At 69.8% G+C, this 17,685-nt stretch carries 15 protein-coding genes; 9 read left to right on the top strand and 6 right to left on the bottom strand.

Annotation, left to right across the window (positions count from 1 at the left end):
* Window positions 1-81: 81 nt before the first annotated feature.
* Complete coding sequence (locus ACSYGO_RS42745) at window positions 82-948, bottom strand: class I SAM-dependent methyltransferase (RefSeq protein WP_460390021.1); 867 nt, start codon at window positions 946-948, stop codon at window positions 82-84.
* Between the two features lie 107 nt (window positions 949-1,055).
* Window positions 1,056-1,658 carry a helix-turn-helix domain-containing protein gene (locus ACSYGO_RS42740; protein WP_432175262.1) on the bottom strand — a complete coding sequence of 201 codons (603 nt, stop codon included), beginning with the start codon at window positions 1,656-1,658 and terminating at the stop codon, window positions 1,056-1,058.
* Window positions 1,659-1,877: 219 nt separating this feature from the next.
* On the opposite strand from ACSYGO_RS42740, the gene ACSYGO_RS42735 reads away from it, so the two are divergent.
* On the top strand, window positions 1,878-3,482 hold the full coding sequence (locus ACSYGO_RS42735) for an MFS transporter (RefSeq protein WP_460390020.1): 1,605 nt from the start codon (window positions 1,878-1,880) through the stop codon (window positions 3,480-3,482).
* Between the two features lie 58 nt (window positions 3,483-3,540).
* On the opposite strand, the gene ACSYGO_RS42730 is transcribed toward ACSYGO_RS42735, so the two are convergent.
* Window positions 3,541-4,017 carry a MarR family winged helix-turn-helix transcriptional regulator gene (locus ACSYGO_RS42730; protein WP_426675235.1) on the bottom strand — a complete coding sequence of 159 codons (477 nt, stop codon included), beginning with the start codon at window positions 4,015-4,017 and terminating at the stop codon, window positions 3,541-3,543.
* 136 nt (window positions 4,018-4,153) lie between these two features.
* Window positions 4,154-6,472, bottom strand: a complete 2,319-nt coding sequence (locus tag ACSYGO_RS42725; RefSeq protein ID WP_460390019.1) for a SpoIIE family protein phosphatase — start codon at window positions 6,470-6,472, stop codon at window positions 4,154-4,156.
* A gap of 400 nt (window positions 6,473-6,872) precedes the next feature.
* On the opposite strand from ACSYGO_RS42725, the gene ACSYGO_RS42720 reads away from it, so the two are divergent.
* The 4 genes from ACSYGO_RS42720 to ACSYGO_RS42705 all read left to right on the top strand — a co-directional run bounded on the left by ACSYGO_RS42720 (window position 6,873) and on the right by ACSYGO_RS42705 (window position 11,981).
* Window positions 6,873-7,346 carry a VOC family protein gene (locus tag ACSYGO_RS42720; protein ID WP_460390018.1) on the top strand — a complete coding sequence of 158 codons (474 nt, stop codon included), beginning with the start codon at window positions 6,873-6,875 and terminating at the stop codon, window positions 7,344-7,346.
* A gap of 60 nt (window positions 7,347-7,406) precedes the next feature.
* A complete protein-coding gene (locus ACSYGO_RS42715; RefSeq protein ID WP_432175299.1) occupies window positions 7,407-8,837 on the top strand; it encodes a dihydrolipoyl dehydrogenase family protein in 1,431 nt (476 codons plus the stop codon).
* Between the two features lie 220 nt (window positions 8,838-9,057).
* The gene (locus ACSYGO_RS42710; RefSeq protein ID WP_460390017.1) at window positions 9,058-10,257 is read left to right on the top strand and encodes an epoxide hydrolase family protein; all 1,200 of its coding nucleotides are present in this window, start codon (window positions 9,058-9,060) and stop codon (window positions 10,255-10,257) included.
* Window positions 10,258-10,541: 284 nt separating this feature from the next.
* The gene (locus ACSYGO_RS42705) at window positions 10,542-11,981 is read left to right on the top strand and encodes a dihydrolipoyl dehydrogenase family protein (RefSeq protein ID WP_460390016.1); all 1,440 of its coding nucleotides are present in this window, start codon (window positions 10,542-10,544) and stop codon (window positions 11,979-11,981) included.
* 29 nt (window positions 11,982-12,010) lie between these two features.
* Here the strand turns inward: ACSYGO_RS42705 and ACSYGO_RS42700 are convergent, their stop codons facing one another.
* On the bottom strand, window positions 12,011-12,499 hold the full coding sequence (locus ACSYGO_RS42700) for a VOC family protein (RefSeq protein ID WP_460390015.1): 489 nt from the start codon (window positions 12,497-12,499) through the stop codon (window positions 12,011-12,013).
* A gap of 388 nt (window positions 12,500-12,887) precedes the next feature.
* On the opposite strand from ACSYGO_RS42700, the gene ACSYGO_RS42695 reads away from it, so the two are divergent.
* Complete coding sequence (locus ACSYGO_RS42695) at window positions 12,888-14,243, top strand: mycothione reductase (protein ID WP_460390014.1); 1,356 nt, start codon at window positions 12,888-12,890, stop codon at window positions 14,241-14,243.
* A gap of 82 nt (window positions 14,244-14,325) precedes the next feature.
* On the opposite strand, the gene ACSYGO_RS42690 is transcribed toward ACSYGO_RS42695, so the two are convergent.
* Window positions 14,326-14,910 (bottom strand): hypothetical protein, encoded by a 585-nt coding sequence (locus ACSYGO_RS42690; protein ID WP_432186323.1) that lies wholly within the window; start codon window positions 14,908-14,910, stop codon window positions 14,326-14,328.
* 105 nt (window positions 14,911-15,015) lie between these two features.
* On the opposite strand from ACSYGO_RS42690, the gene ACSYGO_RS42685 reads away from it, so the two are divergent.
* The 3 genes from ACSYGO_RS42685 (at window position 15,016) to ACSYGO_RS42675 (ending at window position 17,643) form a co-directional block, all read left to right on the top strand.
* Window positions 15,016-15,483 (top strand): SAM-dependent methyltransferase, encoded by a 468-nt coding sequence (locus ACSYGO_RS42685; RefSeq protein ID WP_460390013.1) that lies wholly within the window; start codon window positions 15,016-15,018, stop codon window positions 15,481-15,483.
* A 72-nt stretch (window positions 15,484-15,555) separates the two neighbouring features.
* Window positions 15,556-16,329 carry a class I SAM-dependent methyltransferase gene (locus tag ACSYGO_RS42680; protein WP_460390012.1) on the top strand — a complete coding sequence of 258 codons (774 nt, stop codon included), beginning with the start codon at window positions 15,556-15,558 and terminating at the stop codon, window positions 16,327-16,329.
* A gap of 309 nt (window positions 16,330-16,638) precedes the next feature.
* The gene (locus ACSYGO_RS42675; protein ID WP_435223184.1) at window positions 16,639-17,643 is read left to right on the top strand and encodes a helix-turn-helix domain-containing protein; all 1,005 of its coding nucleotides are present in this window, start codon (window positions 16,639-16,641) and stop codon (window positions 17,641-17,643) included.
* Window positions 17,644-17,685: the final 42 nt, after the last annotated feature.

Here is a 17,685-nt window from a genome sequence, read left to right as displayed (position 1 = left end):
CAGTCACGACGCCGTCAGCCACGACACGCCTTCGCGCCGCTGCGCCGTCCGACGTGTCGGCACCCCCGGGGTGACCGGGGTTCAGTCGCGGCGCGCGGCCCAGACGGCGCGCTCGGTGCGCACCGCGAGGTCGTCGCGGCGCAGGATGCTCCGGTCGCCGTCGATGTCGAGCAGCCGGTCGAGTGCGGCAAGGTCCTCGGCTTCGAGGTCCTCGGCGACACTGCCCCGGATCCGTCGCAGTCCGGCGAGGGCGTACGCGCCGACCGCCTCGTTGCGGGAGCCGTCGATGCTCACGGTGAGGGTCCGCTCGGCGTCCAGGGCGAATCCGGCGGCGACGAGCATCCCTCCCCAGTCGGCACCGCGGTGGGTCACATGCCCGGCGTGCCGCCGGCCGCTCGCGGCGTGGCAGCGTTCTTCCAGGCCGGGCCGGTCCTCCGGGGCGCCCTCGGGCAGGAAGCGCGGGAAGCCGGCCAGTTCGACGACGGTGAACAGGCCGCCGGGCGCGAGGATGTCGTGGACCTTGCGCAGTGCGCGGTCGGGGTGCGCCATGTGATGCATCGAGGCCGAGGCCCACACCAGGTCCGGCGTGCCGAGGTCGGGCCAGTCGGCGCCGTCGAGGTCGGCCCGGACCGTGCGCACGTGTTCCTCCACACCGAGCGTGCGTGCCTTGTCGCGCAGCCGTTGGAGGTGTTCCGCCGAGGAGTCGACGGCGGTGACGTGTGCGGTGGGGAAACGGTCGAGGAGGGCGAAGGTGCCGGCTCCTGTCCCGCAGCCCAGATCCACGATCCGGCCGGGGGTTGTCCGAAGCGGCAGCCAGTCGATGACGGCGGCGATGTGCTCGGAGAGGACTTCCGCGTCCAGGTCGAGGATGTCCGCCTGACCGTCGGCGTCGTGCTGGTGTCGAGGGGCGTGCTGGGTGCCATGGTGGGGTGCGTGTGCGTGGGGCATGTCGTCACGCTAGGACCCGCCTGCGCTTTCGGCACGGCTGCTTCCCGCTTCCGCAAGGAGGTGGCCGCCCGGGGTGCCGAACGCGCAAGTCTTCGGGTCGGGCGACGTCACATGCGGGAGCGGTCCGCGTCCGTGTCGCGTTCGGCGCGCTGGTGGCCGCGGCGGGCGTCGCGGTCGAAGATCCCCAGGATCTCGCAGGGCCCGCCCTCGGCGCCGATCGCGTGCGGCAGCATCGTCGGGAACTCCGCGGCCTGGTTGGTCTCGACGCGGATGCGGCGGTGCCCCAGCAGGAGGATCGCGGTGCCCGACAGGACGACGAGCCATTCCCGGCCCGGGTGGGCGCGCATACGTGCGGGGTTGTCGGGGGGCGGCTCGGTCATCCGCTGACGTACGACGGTGATGCCGGGGTCGCCTTTGACGGGCCAGCGCATCAGCCCGTGAGCGCCGTCGATCATCGGGCTGACGACGACGTCGTCGGAGGCCGTCTCGACGAGCTGGTCCAAGGTGGTGTCGAGGGCGCGGGCGAGGGTGACGAGGCTGTCCAGGGCGAGTCGGCGCCGGCCGTTCTCGATACGGCTGAGCGTGGACGGGCTGAGCTTGGCGCGGTTGGCCAGCTCTTCCAGGGACCAGCCCTGAGCCACGCGCAGGGCGCGGATGCGTTTGCGTACCAGGCTGTCCAGCTCGCCGTCGTCTTGCGTCATGGGCAACATCGTATGCCTTGGCCGCAAGGCGCGGTTAGCGTCGGACTCGGACGGACCCGGGTCGACTCGGGTCACGCCGCATACGCCGCGGCCGCACGGCACCACCGTCCGACGTCCGCGGACGAGGTGCCACGCGCCGTGCGCCGCCCGCCCGCAACCCGACTCCTGCCGCTCCCGGCGACCGGATGCGCTCCGGCGCCGTGTCCGGCATGCCCTCGAAAGGAATTCATGACCACGAACCCGTCCGCGCAGGCGGCGACCGCCGCGCGCGGTGGCCTCCACGGTGACGGCGCGCCGAGTGCGCGTCAGCTGCGCTCCGTCCTGATCGCCGTGTGCGTCGCATTGATGGCCGTCATCGCCTCGGTGTCCGGGCTGAACGTCGCCCAGGCCGACCTGGCCGTCGCGTTCGACGCCTCGCAGAGCACCGTCCTGTGGATCATCAACATCTACACACTCACCCTGGCCGCACTGCTGCTCCCGCTCGGTTCCCTCGGCGACCGGCTGGGCCGCAAACCCATGCTGATCGCGGGCCTGACCGTCTTCGGCCTGGCCAGTGTCGTCGGGGGCCTGGCCCCATCGGCCGAGGTCATGGTCGCCGCACGCCTGCTCAGCGGCGTGGGCGCGGCGATGATCATGCCCATCACTCTCGCCGTGATCACCTCCACCTTTCCCGCGGAGGAGCGCGGACGGGCGATCGGCGTATGGACCGGCGTCGCCGGAGGCGGCGGCATTCTCGGCATGTTCCTCTCCGCGGCGCTCGTGGACGTGGCGAGCTGGCGGTGGCTCTTCGTCCTGCCCGTCGTGCTGATCGTCGTGGCGCTCGTCATGGCGTTGCGCTCGGTCCCCAACTCCCGTGAGACATCGGGCCACTCCTTCGACACGGTCGGTGCGCTGACCTCCGTCGTCGCCGTGGTCGGCCTCATCTTCGCCCTGCAGGCGGGCCCCGAACGCGGCTGGAGCGCGCCCGCCACCGTGACCGGCCTCGTCGTCGGTCTTCTCGCCGCCGTCTGCTTCGTGGTCCGGGAGCTGCGCCGCCGGGACGCCTCCTTGCTGGACGTGCGTCTCTTCCGCGAGCGCGGCCTGGCCGGCGGCTCGATCACGCTGCTGGCGGTCTTCGGGGTGCAGGCCGGGATCTTCGTGGTCCTCTTCCCGTTCCTCCAGGCCGTCCTCGGCTGGTCGGCGCTGCTGTCCACGCTCGCGCTGATGCCGATGGCCGTCCTCATGATGGCGGCCTCCGGCCTCGCCCCGAAGCTGGCGGAGCGCGTCGGTCCTCGTACAGCCATGGCCACGGGCATCCTGCTCGCGGGCGCCGGGCTGGCGCTCATGGCCGCCGTCGTCTCCGTCGACGGCGGCTATCTGTCCGTGCTCCCGGGCATGCTCGCCATGGGTGCCGGCATGGGCTTGTCGATGACACCGTCGACGGAGGCCATCACCATGTCCCTGCCCCGTGACCGCCAAGGCGTCGCGTCCGCGCTCAACGACGTCACGCGTGAGTTCGGCACCGCGCTGGGTGTCGCCCTGCTCGGGGCGCTCCTGTCGGCCGGGTACCGCGGCGCCATCGACGACAGGCTCGACGGCCTCCCCCAGGGCAGCGCCGACACGGCCCGCGATGGAGTCGCCAACGCCATGCAGGCCGCGCAGAGTGAAGGCCCGCAGGCTCGGCAACTGGTCCACGCCGCACAGCAGTCGTTCGTCGAGGGCTGGCAGCACGCCATGTGGGCGGGCGTCGCCGTCATGGGTGCCCTGTTCCTCTACGTCCTCGCCCGCGGACCGCGGAGGAACGCGCAGGCACCCGGCAAGCACACGGAAGCCGTCGACACGGTCGCCGTCTGAGTCGGCTGCGGGGAGGAAGGTGGCGGGCCGTGGACGCGCCCGCCACCACGGGACGCCGTCAGTCGGCTTCGGAGATGTTGGTGCGCAGCCTCTCCAGGAGGGCCTTCGCGTCCTTGGTCTCCGTCTCGGTGAAAGCGACGGCCTCACCGATGGCGGCCGGAACGACGCGGGCGCGTTCGCGCAGTGCGCTGCCCTCCTCGGTGAGGGTGATCTGCACGGAACGCTCGTCGTCCACCTGGCGCTCACGCCGGATCAGTCCGTGCGCCTGGAGACGCTTCAGCAGCGGAGTCAGAGTGCCGTAGTCGAGCTCCAGGAGTGCTCCCAGCCGCTTGATCGGGAGAGCGCCGTGCTGCCAGAGCACCAGCATGACCAGGTACTGGGGGTACGTGAGGCCGAACTGCTCCAGCAAGGGGCGGTAGCGATTCGTGAGCGCCCGCTGCGCCGCGTAGAGCGCGAAGCACAACTGGTCCTCGAGAAGGAGACTGGCTTCGTCCGCCTGGCCAGCGAGCCGCTGAGCAGTGTCGGTGTCGTTCATCACGACCCCTCTCTCGTGCCGGGTTGCGTGGTAAAGGATCCTACCTCACGAGGTCAATTGACACAATTAAATTGTGCACTCTTTAAATGGGGTCACGTTCAAGACCCTCGTTCCGAGCCGGCGCACACGAAGGCGCTCAAGCCGGCCTCACGGTTCCGGTGGGCTGCTCCGCCCAGACGGTCTTGCCCTGATCGGCGTACCGGGTGCCCCATTGCTCGGTGAGGCTCGCGATGATGAAGAGCCCTCGGCCCGACTCGTCGACGGTGCGGGCGTGCTTGACGTGCGGACCGGCGGGCGCGGCATCGCTGACTTCGCAGGTCAGCATCTGGTCCAGGATCAGGCGGAGTTGCAGGGGAGGAGCGCCGTAGCGGGTCGCGTTGCCGACGAGTTCGCTGACGACGAGTTCGTTGGTGAACGCCGTTTCGTCGTCCAGGCCCCAGACTTCGAGCTGTCGGCGGGCGGCTCTGCGGGCGATCGGTGCGGCTTCGGGGCCCGCCGGCAGGCCGCGGGTCATCACCCGCTCACCGGGCAGCATCCTGGTGCGGGCGAGCAGCAGCAGGGTCTCTCCCGTGCGGCCGCGGCGCGTGTAGGCATGTGCGATGCCGTCGCGCGCGCCGGACAGGGGGCTGTCGCCGACGTCGTCCAGGAGGGGGCGCAGCACACCTGTGGGCGCCATGACCTCCTCCGCCAGGGCGGTCGTACCCATCGCGAGCGTGCTTCCCTCGGGCAGGGAGACGGTGGTCGCGGGGAAGGGAGCGGTGTCCACGGCGGCCAGCGGTGGCCCGGGAGGGACGGGGAGGGTGGACGAAGTGCCGTCCGGGAGGATCAGGACGGGTTCCGGCAGTCCGGCACGGGCGATGGTGCAGGTGAGCTCGACCGGGTCGTAGATCGCGATGGCGCAGTCGGCGGTGAGCGGCTCATGGATCAGGGGGTCCATGGGCGGCAGCGCGGCGCGTGCGGCGACGAGGCGGGCCGTGGTGTCGCTGAGCCGGGCCAGGAGTTCGTCGGGCTGCAGGTCCAGAGCGGCGAGCGTGTGGACGGCTGTCCTGAGCAGCCCCATCGTGATGGCCGCGGGGACGCCTTCTCCGGCCACTTCGCCGACGACGAGGGCGGTCCGCGCGCCGGGCAGCGCGATGACGTCGGACCACGCGCCACCGCCTTCCTCGCCGGGAACGTGCAGGGAGGCGAGTTCCACGGTGGGCCGGTCGGGCAAATCCCAGGGAAGGATCTTGCGCTGCACACTGGACGTGATGATCCATTCGCGCATGAACAGGCGTGCCCTTTCGATGCAGGGTGCCGCGTGGGCGCACACGGCAGACGCCACGGCGAGGTCGTCCTGCGCGAAGGGGTCTTCAGGATCGCTGCGACAGAAGGTGACCATGCCGAGAATCCGGTCGTCCATCACCAGCGGCGCCACGATCAGTGAACGCGCCTCGGCCTCCTCGACGAGAAAGGCCCGCACAGGGTCGCCGGCCGGCCAGGGGCGATCGGTGTCGACCTGTACGAGCCGGGGCCGGAGGTCCGAGAGGACGTGTGAGAACGGGGTACCCGTGGGCAGCGGGTGCACGGTTCCGGCCTGGGATGCGGGGCGAGGCCCATGGACGGCCGCCTGACGCAGCAGCACACCCGGTCCGACCGGCACCGCGGGAGGCGCCTCGCCACGGACCGCGCTGTCCACCATCTCGACGACCGCGGTGTCCGCGAAGGCAGGCACCACGGCCTCGGCGAGTTCCTGGCAGACATCGCCGAGGTTCAGCCGGTGCCCCATGGTGGTGCGGACGGCATCCATGAGCGCCCGGGACCGGAGTGCGCATTCCCGTTCGGTGACGTCGGCAGTCGATGTCACCAGTCCGAGGACTGCGCCGCTCGGGTCTTCGAGACGCAGGAAGGAAACGGAGAGGACGCGGCGGCCGAGCCGGGCTGACCTCACGGCACTGCGGACGAGCCGGTTCACCACCGGCACACCGGTTTCGAGAACTCCGCGCGCCACCGCGGCCTCCTCCTCGGGGGCGGCGAAACCGCACACCTCGACGAAGGGCTCCCCGAGCGGAGGCCCGGTCGGTGCGTCACGCCTCGGTGTGTCACGTCGCGGGACCGCCGGGCCGCTCACACGCACCATGCGCAGCTGATCGTCGAAGACACGGAGCCCATCGGGGGAATGCGCGAAGAGCGCCCGCACGACCGCGGCGTCCCGCGCCGTCGCCCCGCTCCCCGCCGCGAGCACCCGCCACACCACGGAGTCGCCCTGGAGGGTGGGGCTGACCAGCAGGGCCCCCGGGTCCGGACATCCTTCGCGGAGCTGCCCGTCGTCGGTGCGGAGCCTGCGCATGAGCGCTTTCGCGGACTGGCCGACCGCCTCCGCCGCGGACCACCCGAACAGTTCTTCGGCCGACGGCTCCCACGCGGCCACCCGCCCGTCCTCGTCGACGAGGAGAAGCACGTTGTCGTAGGTCATGTGAAAGCACCTCCGTGCCGCTCGCGGGTCCGCCCGCCCGCCACACGCGAGATCGACCGAGTCCGCTTCTACCAGGGCTTTCCTCAGCACTTTAGTTGCTGAGCCGCCCTCGTGAGGGGTCGAGAGGCCCCGCGCGGAGCCGACCTCAGGACAGCTGCGCAACTCGGTCATACCGGACGATCAAGATACCTATGTCACATTTTCCTTTGCCACGATTATCTTGTGCACGAGCTAAACGCGCCGTAGGTTTCCTGTCATGGATCGACCCCAGGGCCGACCAACCCCCACCCGGGACCCCCGCCACAGCGGCCTCCGGGACCGCGGACACCGCTCAGCCGGCCACTGCCGCGGACAACAAGACCGAATCGGTCGCCCCCCACCAAAGGATCAAGGACCCCTCATGGACCTGAAACTCGAAATGATCGTGCTGCCCGTCTCCGACGTGGACCGGGCCAAGGCCTTCTACGAGCAGCTGGGCTTCCGCCTGGACGTCGACTACACCGCCACCGACGACTTCCGCGCCGTCCACCTCACGCCGAGCGGCTCGGAGTGCTCGATCATCTTCGGCGAGGGCATGACCACCGCCGCCCCCGGCTCCGCCCAGGGCCTGTACCTGATCGTGTCCGACATCGCCGAGGCCCACGCCGATCTCACCGCCCGGGGCATCGAGGTCAGCGACGTCTTCCACGACGCCGGCGGACTCCTCCACCACGGCCACCACGCCGGTGACGTCACCCACGACGGCGAGGGCCAGGAGCGCCTGTCCGGCCTGCACCCCGAACGCGCCTCCTACGGCTGCTACCTGACCTTCAGCGACCCCGACGGCAACGGCTGGGTCCTGCAGGAGGTCAAGACCCGCCTCCCCGGACGCTGACCACCCGACCGGCAGCACAACGGCACACCCAGGCGACAAGCACTGATGAACGGAACCATGATGAACGAGAACGCCCGTACCTACGATGTGATCGTCATCGGCGCAGGGCCGGTCGGCGAGAACGTGGCCGAACGCACCCGCGCGGCGGGGCTCAGCACCGTGATCGTGGAGCGTGAACTGCTCGGCGGCGAATGCTCGTTCTGGGCATGCGACCCCAGCAAGGCGCTGCTGCGTCCCGTCGTGGCGCGTGCCGACGCCCGCCGCGTACCCGGGCTGAGCCATGCCGTGGCCGGGCCGCTGGACGTGGAGGCCGTCCTCGCCCACCGCGACAAGATGTCTTCGTACTGGAAGGACGACGACCAGGTCGACTGGCTGGAATCGGTGTCGGTCGATCTCGTACGCGGCCACGGGCGGCTCGACGGGCCGCGCAAGGTCAGCGTGCGCACACCCGAAGGCGACACGGTCAGGCTCACGGCGCGGTACGCGGTGGCCGTCTCCACGGGCACCAGCGCGGCCCTTCCCGGCATTCCCGGGCTGGAGAACGTGCGGCCCTGGACGAGCCGGGAAGCGACCAGTTCCGACCGTGTACCCGCCCGTCTGGTCGTGGTGGGCGGCGGCGTCGTGGCCGTCGAGATGGCCACCGTCTGGCAGGCGCTCGGCTCGCAGGTGACCATGCTGGTTCTCGAGGACGGGCTGCTGCAGCGGATGGAGCCGTTCGCCGGTGAACTGGTCACCGACGGGCTGCGCGAAGCCGGCGTCGACATCCGGTTCGGGACGTCCGCCGCTTCGGTGGGGCGTGAGAACGGCGAGGTGCGCGTCTCCCTCGCGGACGGCGGCGAACTGGTCGCCGACGAGATCCTCTTCGCGACCGGACGAGCGCCGCGGACCTGGGACCTGGGTCTGGAGACCATCGGCCTCACCCCCGGCGACTGGCTGAAGGTGGACGACACCTTCCGAGTGACCGACGTCGCCGACGGCTGGTTCTACGCCGTCGGCGACGTCAACCAACGAGCCCTGCTGACCCACCAGGGCAAGTACCAGGCCCGCGTCGCCGGCACCGTCATCGGCGCCCGGGCCAAGGGAGAACAGGTCGACGACGCCCCCTGGGGCGCTCATGTCGCGACGGCCGACCGGACGGCCGTACCCCAGGTCGTCTTCACCCACCCCGAAGTCGCATCCGTCGGTCTGACCACACGTGAGGCCGAACGGAGCGGCCGCCGGATCAAGGTGGTGGACTACGACCTCTCCCACGTCGCGGGCGCCCATCAGTACGCCGACGGCTACCGCGGTCAGGCGCGCATGCTCATCGACCTCGACCGCGACACCGTCGCGGGAGTCACCTTCGCCGGCCCCGGTGTCGGCGAGCTCCTGCACTCGGCCACCGTCGCCGTCGCGGGCGAAGTGCCGATCGACAGGCTGTGGCACGCCGTCCCGGCCTTCCCCACGATCAGCGAGGTCTGGCTGAGGCTGCTGGAGACCCACCGTGGATGACAGCAGGTGCGTCGACATCGCGGCACTCGCCCCTGAGCGACCGGTCCAACGGACGTCATCACTGCATGGGCCGTGATCCGCCGCCCACACGGCGGCGGCCGACACGGCCCGCCCGGCAGGACCGAACCGGGCCGCTCGCCCCCACCGAAACACCCCCGTGCCATCACCCCTGCCACCGCACACACCCATCCCGACAAGCAAGAGACCAAGGAAGATCAAGATGTCTGTCACCCCTGAGAACACGACGATCCGACCCTTCACCTTCGAGGTCACCGACGCGGAGCTGGAGGACCTCCGTTCGCGCGTCAAGGCGGCGCGCTTCCCAGAGAAGGAGACGGTGTCGGACCAGTCGCAGGGAACGCAGCTGGCGACCATCCAGGAGCTGGCCCGGTACTGGGCCGAGGAGTACGACTGGCGCAAGGTCGAGGCGAAGCTGAAGGCGGTACCCCACTTCATCACCGAGATCGACGGTCTGGACATCCACTTCATCCACGTCCGCTCGAAGCACGAGAACGCCCTGCCCGTGATCATCACGCACGGCTGGCCGGGCTCGGTCGTCGAGCAGCTCAAGCTGATCGAGCCGCTCACCGACCCCACCGCTCACGGCGGCAGGGCCGAGGACGCCTTCCACGTCGTCATCCCGTCCATGCCGGGCTACGGCTTCTCCGGCAAGCCGACGTCCAAGGGCTGGAGCCCTGAGCGCATCGCCCGCGCCTGGGCCGAGCTGATGCGGCGTCTGGGCTACACCGAGTACGTCGCGCAGGGCGGCGACTGGGGTGCCGTCGTGACCGACCTGCTCGGCGTGCACGAGCCCGAGGGACTGCTCGGCATCCACACCAACATGCCCGGCATCTTCCCCCCGGCCGTCGAGCAGGCCATCGCCGTCGGCAACCCGCTGCCCGCCGGTACCGTCCTCGCCGACGAGGACGAGAAGAAGGCGGTCGAGCAGCTGGACTTCGTCTACCGGCACGTCTACTACGCCTACATGATGGCCTCGCGTCCGCAGTCGCTGACCGGCCTGGCGGACTCCCCCGTCGGCCTGGCGGCCTTCCTCCTGGACCACGACGCGGCCAGCCTGGCCCTGATCACGCGGGCGTTCGAGGGCGTGCCCGAGGGCCTGTCCCGCGACGACGTCCTGGACAACATCACCCTGTTCTGGCTGACCAACACGGCGATCTCCGCCGCCCGCCTCTACGCCGAGAACACCACCCCGTTCTTCGGCGCCAAGGGCGTCAAGCTCCCCGTCGCCGTCAGCGTCTTCCCCGACGAGCTCTACGCGGCTCCCAAAAGCTGGGCCGAGCAGGCGTACCCGAACCTCGTCCACTACAACAAGCTTCCCAAGGGCGGCCACTTCGCCGCCTGGGAGCAGCCGGAACTCCTCGTGAAGGAGATGCGCGACGGGTTCCGCAGCCTGCGGTAGTCCCCTCGCCCAGGGGCCGGCGCAGGCCCTGCCACCGACAGGGCGGCGGGACGGCGACGCCGTGAGCCATCCAGCCGCCCCTCTCTTTGCACCCGTCCGCCGCGTCCATGTGCCGGGGGCCTGACGTGCCCGCCGACGAGGCCGGGCTGCCTCGCGGAACCCGAGTCGTGGCTTGTCGCTCAAGAGGTGTGACACCTCGCGCGCCTCGACGGCCGACGTCGGGGTTGTGTCTAGGGTTGCGCTGCCGGGCCTTCGCGGGGGTCGGCGAAGACACAGGAGCAGCCATGAACGACACCTCTCGCACGTATGACGTCGTCGTGATCGGGGCAGGCCCCGTCGGCGAGAACGTCGCCGACAGGACCCGGGCCGCGGGGCTCAGTACGGTCATCGTCGAGAAGGAGTTGCTCGGCGGTGAGTGTTCGTTCTGGGCATGCGAACCGAGCAAGGCGCTGCTCCGGCCGGTACTGGCACGCGCGGATGCCCGCCGTGTGCCGGGACTGAAACGCGCGGTCGAGGGACCACTGGACGTGCCCGCCGTCTTCGCGCACCGCGACGACATGGTCAACCACTGGCACGACGAAGACCAGGTCGAATGGCTGAACTCCGTCTCCGTCGACCTCGTGCGGGGCCACGGCCGCCTCGACGGACCACGCCAGGTGGTGGTGACCACTCCTGAGGGCGGAACGGTGCGGCTCGACGCCCGTCACGCGGTCGCCGTGTGTACGGGTACGCGTACCGCGCTGCCGGACCTTCCCCGTCTGGACGACATCCGGCACTGGACCAACCGCGAGGCGACCGGCGCCGATGCCGTCCCGCGTCGTCTGGCGGTAGTCGGCGGAGGGGTCGTGGCCGTCGAAATGGCCACCGCCTGGCGTGCGCTCGGTTCCGAGGTGACGATGCTGGTCCGTGGCGACTGCCTGCTGACGCGGATGGAACCCTTCGCCGGCGAGATGGTCGCGGAGACCCTGCGCGAGCACGGCGTCGACCTGCGCTTCGGGGTCTCCGTCACGTCCGTCGCACGGGAGGAAGGACCTGACGGCGCGGTGCGCATCGGGCTGTCGGACGGCGGGCAACTGGACGCGGACGAGATCCTGTTCGCCACCGGCCGGACACCGCAGACCGACGACATCGGTCTGGAGACCATCGGCCTGACTCCCGGCGGATGGCTGACCATCGACGACACCTTCCGCGTCACCGCCGTCGAGGACGGCTGGCTCTACGCGGTCGGCGATGTCAACCATCGGGCTCTGATGACGCATCAAGGCAAGTACCAGGCGCGCATCGCCGGTCCGGTGATCGGCGCGCGTGCCCATGGCGAACCGATCGACACCCAGAGGTGGGGTCCGCACATCGCGACCGCGGACAGCGCCGCGGTACCCCAAGTGGTCTTCACCGACCCGGAGGTCGCCTCCGTCGGCCTGACCGCACGCGAGGCGGAGAACGCCGGAATGCGCGTCAAGGTCGTGGACCACGACTTCCGCGGCGTCGCCGGGGCGCACCAGTACGCCGTGGGGTATCGGGGCAAGGCCCGCATGGTGATCGACCTGGACCGGGGTACGGTCGTCGGGGTCACTTTCGTCGGTCCCGGCATCGCCGAAATGCTGTATTCGGCAACCGTCGTGGTGGCCGGCGAGGTCCCCGTCGAGCGGCTGTGGCACGCCGTCCCCGCGTTCCCGACGATCAGCGAGGTGTGGCTGAGGCTGCTCGAAGCCCATCGAGGCTGAGCACCGTCGAGGCTGAGCACCGAGTTCCGTCAGCGGCCGGGGAGCCGCTCCTTGACCTCCTGCAGGAGCCACCCGTTGCCGTCCGGGTCGCTGAACGAGGCGTACGTGGCGTAGCTCCGCCCGTCCGGTGCGGGACCGTGCACACGTACCTGCGCACCCGTGTCGTAGGTGTTGTGGTAGGCCTCGCTCACGTCCACACCTCTTCCGAGGAGGTCGGCGCGGGCTTGCTCGATGTCCTGGACCACCAGGTAGAGACCATGCGCGGAGCCTGGCGCCGCGGGGGTGACGCCGCGGCCGAAGTGGATCGAGCATTCCGATCCGGGCGGCGTCAGTTGCACGATCCTGAACTCCGGCCCGGCTTCGTAGTCCGCGTCGAGTCGCCATCCCAGCCCTTGATAGAAGCGCAGGGCTCGGTCGACGTCGGCGACAGGGAGGGCCGCGACCTCGAACCTCATCGTCGTCGCGGGCGTGCCGACACCGCTCGCCGCGGCTTCCTGCCCGGCTTGTGAGGTGCTCATCCCCGCCTCCTCGGCCGCGTGTCCGCCCAGGGCGTGGCCCGCGGACGGCCGTGCTGAGGCAGCACACCCGAATCCTGTCCGAGCCGCCCGCACCGCCCGTACGACAATTCTGGCTCAGCCGACAGGAAAGTTCAGCCGGAGCCCTCCGGCCCCGCCAGGGGAATCAGCCGGCGGAGCGGTCGAGGACGGACACCCAGGCGATGCGAGCCGTCGCAATCCGTGACGCCGTGTCGCGGAACATCCCTTCGGCAGGGCGAGGCAGGTCGCGCCGGCGAGCCCATCTGGTGGTGAGAACAGGGCCGTACAGCCAGAATTGAGATCAAAGAGGCAATGAGCTCATGACCCTGCGCCGCAAGGTCACTGTCTCGTCGACGGAAGGTGGACGGGCATGCGGCACTACGATCTCGTCATCCTCGGGACGGGCAGCGGCAACATGCTGCTCAACGAAAAATTCGATCACCTTCGCACCGCGATCGTGGAGCCGAACCGCTTCGGCGGCACCTGTCTCAACCGCGGCTGCATACCCAGCAAGATGTTCGTCATCACCGCCGACGCGGTCGAGGAGGCACACGCCGCGACGCGTCTGGGAGTCCACGCGAGTGTCGAGCCGGTCAATTGGAAAGCCATCCGCGACCGGGTGTTCGACCACATCGATCCACTGCACGAAAGTGCCGTCACCTACCGCAGGAAGAAGGGAATCGACGTCTACACCGAGCCAGGACGCTTCGTCGCGCCGAAGGTGCTGCAGGTGGGAGACGAGCAGATCACCGCGGACACCTTCGTCGTCGCAGTCGGGTCGCGTCCCGTCATACCCGACATCCCCGGTTTCGACACCGTGGACTACCACACCTCCGACACCATCATGCGGATCGACGAGGTGCCGCCGTCCATGGTCGTGCTCGGCGGCGGTTTCATCGCAGCGGAGTTCAGCCACGTGTTCAGCGCTTTCGGGACGGACGTCACGATCCTGCAGCGCGGCCCACGCCTGCTGATGGCGGAGGACGAACAGGTGTCGGCCCGCTTCACCGAGCTGGCGTCCCGGCGTCACCGTGTGCTGCTGGACGCGAAGGCCACGTCCGTCGCACCGTCCGAGAGCGGGGTGCAGGTCACGGTGACATGCCCTGACGGCACCCATGCCGTCGAGGCCGCCATGCTGCTGGTCTGTGTGGGCCGCAGGCCCAACACCGATCGACTGGACGCCGCCGCCGGCGGGCTCGAACTCGACGAGCACGGTCACATCGTCACGGACACCACCTACCGCACGTCAGTGGACGGTGTCTGGGGACTCGGCGATGCGGTGAACCACTTTCAGCTCAAGCACATGGCGAACGCCGAGTCGCGCGTCGTGCAACACAACATCCTCCATCCCGAGGACCTCCGTACGCTCTCCAACAAGCTCGCTCCGCACGCGGTGTTCACCAACCCGCAGATCGCGAGCGTCGGTCTGACCGAGCAGGAAGCGCGTCGCCGCAAGCAGGAGTATCTGGTGAGCGTCCGCGACTATTCGGCGACCGCGTACGGCTGGGCGCTGGAGGACACGACCAGCTTCGCCAAAGTCCTCGCGAATCCCGTCGATCGCACGATCCTCGGTGCGCACATCATCGGCCCCCAGGCCGCCACGCTCATCCAGCCGCTGCTCCAGGCGATGATGCTGGGATCGACGGTGGACCAGGTCGCCCGGGACGTGCTCTACATCCACCCCGCCCTGACCGAAGTGGTCGAACAGGCCTTGCTGGACCTGTAGGCGAGCAGACCGGCACCGGGCGAGCCGTCCGGGATCTCCGCCCGCCGCCCGCCGCCCGCCGCCCGCCGCTCTGCCCAGGGGGTCAGTGCAGGAAGGAGGACCAGAACGGGATCGGAGCGTACTGATCGTCGTCGGGCGTGGTGAGCACGGGGCCACCGAACTCGTTGCGGAAGTAGTCGATCAGATCGACGCCGTAGTAGATGATGTCCGTCTGGTACATCGACAGCACGGGTGTACCTGTGCGGTCCGGGTCCGCCAGCAGATACCGGTGCGAGTAGACCGGCGCCATCACCGGGACCTCGGCCAGGTGCGTGCGGGCGACCTCCAGGGCGTCCTGAACGTCCGCGGGGCGCGGATCCCAGTCCTCGTGCCAGAAGTCGTTGCACTCGACGTCGAACAGCACACCTTCCACCGGCCAGGCCAGCCGCTCCGCCAGGTCCTCCGCGTCGCCGTCCCGCCAGTCGGGCCAGCCACGGCCCCCGGTCGGCAGCCCGGCACCCAGGAACGTCCGGTGTTCCGGGGCGAAACGGAACCCCCAGCGCTCCTCGACACCGTCGAGTTCCCGCTCGCTCATGCCTCGCTTGATCTCGAACCTGGTGCGGAGCCTGCCGAGCAACGCCTGCGCACCTTCAGGCGTCAAGGGGTTCTCCGGGCTGATCGACGTCATGCGGGCGAACGTAGGGCACACAGGGTGCCGAGGCACGTGGTTTTCCCCACGGCGGCGTCGATCTCCTCGATGCCGGGAGGGATGCGGAGGGGATAGCCTCTGGCCATGCCGAGCTTCGAGATCACACCGATAGGTACGGTCCGGAACGACAGGACGGACGTCCAGCACACGGACAACTGGGGTGCCGTCCGCAGCACGATCACCATCGACGAGCGTTTCGGCGAGGCCTGCCTCCAGGGCCTGGAGGGCTTCTCCCACGTGGAAGTCCTCTTCGTCTTCGACCAGTTCGAGGAACTCGACGACTATCGCGAGCCCCGCCCCTACCGAGGCCGCTCGGACCTCCCGCCCGTCGGCGTCTTCGCCGGCCGCGGCCCCCGCAGACCGAACCGCATCGGCGTGACGTCCTGCGTCATCGAGTCCGTCCACGGCCGGGAACTGACGGTGGTGGGCCTCGACGCGGTCTCGGGCACTCCGGTCATCGACCTGAAGCCGACGATGGAGGAGTTCCGCCCCGTGGACGTCAAGCAGCCGGAATGGGTCAGTGACCTGATGTCGGAGTACTTCCAGCCGTAGGACGTGCCGGCACGGGTGACCGCTCAGGGCCAGGGCCTGTCCTGCGGATCATGTGCCCCATAGGGTGCGACGATGGAACGCACAACCGACGTACCCGAGAACCTCGTTCAGTCTGCGGAGCAGGACCGGGCGAACGACTACGACGGCTTCGCCGAGGCGTACTCGGCGGAGAACGAGGACAACCTCGTGAACGCCTACTACGAGCGGCCCGCGATGGTGGCCCTCGCGGGAGACGTGACGGGACGTCGGATCCTGGACGCCGGCTGCGGCTCGGGCCCTCTGTCCGCCGCACTGCGCGAGCGCGGTGCGGTCGTCACCGGCATCGACGCCAGCGCCGGGATGCTGGCGCTGGCCAGACGGCGGCTCGGTGACGACGCGGACCTGCATGTGGTCGATCTGAGCGACCCGCTGCCGTTCGCCGACGGCGCCTTCGACGACGTGGTCGCGTCGCTGGTGCTGCACTACCTGGAGGACTGGGGGCCGACGCTGGCCGAGCTGAGGCGGGTGCTCAGGCCCGGCGGCCGACTGATCGCGTCGGTGGACCACCCCTTCGTGGCCTACACGTTCCAGGATCCTCGGCCCGACTACTTCGCGACCACGAGCTACACGTTCGACTGGACGCTCGACGGGAAGCCCTTCCCGATGAGGCTCTGGCGCAAGCCCCTGCACGCGATGACGGACGCCTTCACCGCCGCCGGATTCCGTCTTTCGGTCATCAGTGAGCCGCAGCCCGACCCGGCCGCCCGTGAGCTGTTCCCCGACGGCTTCCACGACCTCTCGACCAGGACGACGTTCCTGTTCTTCGTCGTCGAGGTACCGCCGTCGGCCACCGGCGCGGACGGCTAGCCGGTCGCCGGCCGTGAGGGTGTCGTGGTGTGATGCCTCGTCGATTTTTACTTGCAAATCGCAAGTAACACTGTCAAGGTGGACGCCGCCACTTGCACATCACAAGTGTCGAGTGAGAGAGATCCGTGACTGCGCGCACAGCGCGGTCGCCCGGCGGGCTGCCGCAAGGGGACGACCCACGGGGAGGAGCGCCCGCCACCGAGTGGGAGTGCCCCCGCAAGCGATCAGGTCTGTCGGCGGTCATAGAGTCCAACATGGGACGCCGGTCTTCCATGCCGCACGTCCGGCCAAGGATGGGAGAAAGACGCGATGTTGAAGGCGGTGGGAATTTCGGCCCACGAAGCCGACGTGTACCGCACTCTTGTCACCACCGTCACGGCATCGGCGGAGGAGATATCAGCGACGACGGGCGCCGAATTTGCCGTGGTGCAACGGCTTCTCGCGGCACTGGCCGAGAAGGGGCTCGCCCGGGCGGTGGAGGGCCGGCCGGGCCGGTTCGCCGCCAACCCTCCCGAGCCCGCCCTGCTGCCGCGGCTCGAGCGGCGCACCAGCGACCTCGAAAAGGCGCGCCTCGCCGTCACGGACCTGACGGAGGCCTATCGTCGCCACGCCTGGGCGCGGGGCCCGGTCGAGATGATCGAGACGATCACCGGTGCCGAGGCGCTGCGCCAGCGGCTGCGTCAGCTCCAGGAGGGTGCCCGCGACGAGCTGCTGTGGTTCTGCAAGGCGCAGCACGTCGCGATGCCGTCGGGGACGAACCAGGCCGAGTTCGAGGCCCTGGCCCGCGGCATCAGGTACCAAGTCCTGTACGAGCAGGCATTCTTCAACGACCCCGACGCCGTTGACAACGTAGTCAGAGCCGTCCGCGTCGGCGAGGAGGCACGTGCCGTGCCCGCGCTGCCGCTCCGGATGGCGATCGCGGACCGGACCGTGGCCATCTGCCCCCTGGCGCCGGCCGGCTCCGTCGCGGACCCGGACGATGTCACGGCCCTGGTGATCCGCGGGAGCAGTCTGCTGGATGCGCTCATCGCCCTCTTCGAGCGTTACTGGGAGGCAGGGACCCCGTTGCGGGTGACGTCGGAGGGCCGGATCGGCGAAGCCGGGGAGGCGGCGCCCGACTCGGCCTCGCCCGCGCCGGAGGACCGGCATGTGCTGTCCCTGATGATCGCCGGCTTCACCGACGAATCGATCGCCACACGTCTGGGTGTCAGCAAGCGGACCGTTCAGCGGCGCATCCAGAGCCTGCTGAACCTCGCCGGGGTCGCGACCCGGATACAGCTCGGCTGGCATGCCGCACGCCGTGACTGGCTCTGACCCCCGGCCGGCGGGGCGAGCCCGAGAAGGTGCGGTCGGCGC

It is taken from the genome of Streptomyces krungchingensis (genome assembly GCF_054729265.1).
Note: the sequence above shows the minus strand (reverse complement) of the source record. Positions and strands in the feature narration are given on the sequence as shown.

Excerpts from the sequence above, each read along its gene's own strand:
- ACSYGO_RS42745 (WP_460390021.1), bottom strand. The coding sequence starts at position 948 with ATGCCCCACGCACACGCACCCCACCATGGCACCCAGCACGCCCCTCGA.
- ACSYGO_RS42740 (WP_432175262.1), bottom strand. The coding sequence starts at position 1,658 with ATGTTGCCCATGACGCAAGACGACGGCGAGCTGGACAGCCTGGTACGC.
- ACSYGO_RS42735 (WP_460390020.1), top strand. The coding sequence starts at position 1,878 with ATGACCACGAACCCGTCCGCGCAGGCGGCGACCGCCGCGCGCGGTGGC.
- ACSYGO_RS42730 (WP_426675235.1), bottom strand. The coding sequence starts at position 4,017 with ATGAACGACACCGACACTGCTCAGCGGCTCGCTGGCCAGGCGGACGAA.
- ACSYGO_RS42725 (WP_460390019.1), bottom strand. The coding sequence starts at position 6,472 with ATGACCTACGACAACGTGCTTCTCCTCGTCGACGAGGACGGGCGGGTG.
- ACSYGO_RS42720 (WP_460390018.1), top strand. The coding sequence starts at position 6,873 with ATGGACCTGAAACTCGAAATGATCGTGCTGCCCGTCTCCGACGTGGAC.
- ACSYGO_RS42715 (WP_432175299.1), top strand. The coding sequence starts at position 7,407 with ATGAACGAGAACGCCCGTACCTACGATGTGATCGTCATCGGCGCAGGG.
- ACSYGO_RS42710 (WP_460390017.1), top strand. The coding sequence starts at position 9,058 with ATGTCTGTCACCCCTGAGAACACGACGATCCGACCCTTCACCTTCGAG.
- ACSYGO_RS42705 (WP_460390016.1), top strand. The coding sequence starts at position 10,542 with ATGAACGACACCTCTCGCACGTATGACGTCGTCGTGATCGGGGCAGGC.
- ACSYGO_RS42700 (WP_460390015.1), bottom strand. The coding sequence starts at position 12,499 with ATGAGCACCTCACAAGCCGGGCAGGAAGCCGCGGCGAGCGGTGTCGGC.
- ACSYGO_RS42695 (WP_460390014.1), top strand. The coding sequence starts at position 12,888 with ATGCGGCACTACGATCTCGTCATCCTCGGGACGGGCAGCGGCAACATG.
- ACSYGO_RS42690 (WP_432186323.1), bottom strand. The coding sequence starts at position 14,910 with ATGACGTCGATCAGCCCGGAGAACCCCTTGACGCCTGAAGGTGCGCAG.
- ACSYGO_RS42685 (WP_460390013.1), top strand. The coding sequence starts at position 15,016 with ATGCCGAGCTTCGAGATCACACCGATAGGTACGGTCCGGAACGACAGG.
- ACSYGO_RS42680 (WP_460390012.1), top strand. The coding sequence starts at position 15,556 with ATGGAACGCACAACCGACGTACCCGAGAACCTCGTTCAGTCTGCGGAG.
- ACSYGO_RS42675 (WP_435223184.1), top strand. The coding sequence starts at position 16,639 with ATGTTGAAGGCGGTGGGAATTTCGGCCCACGAAGCCGACGTGTACCGC.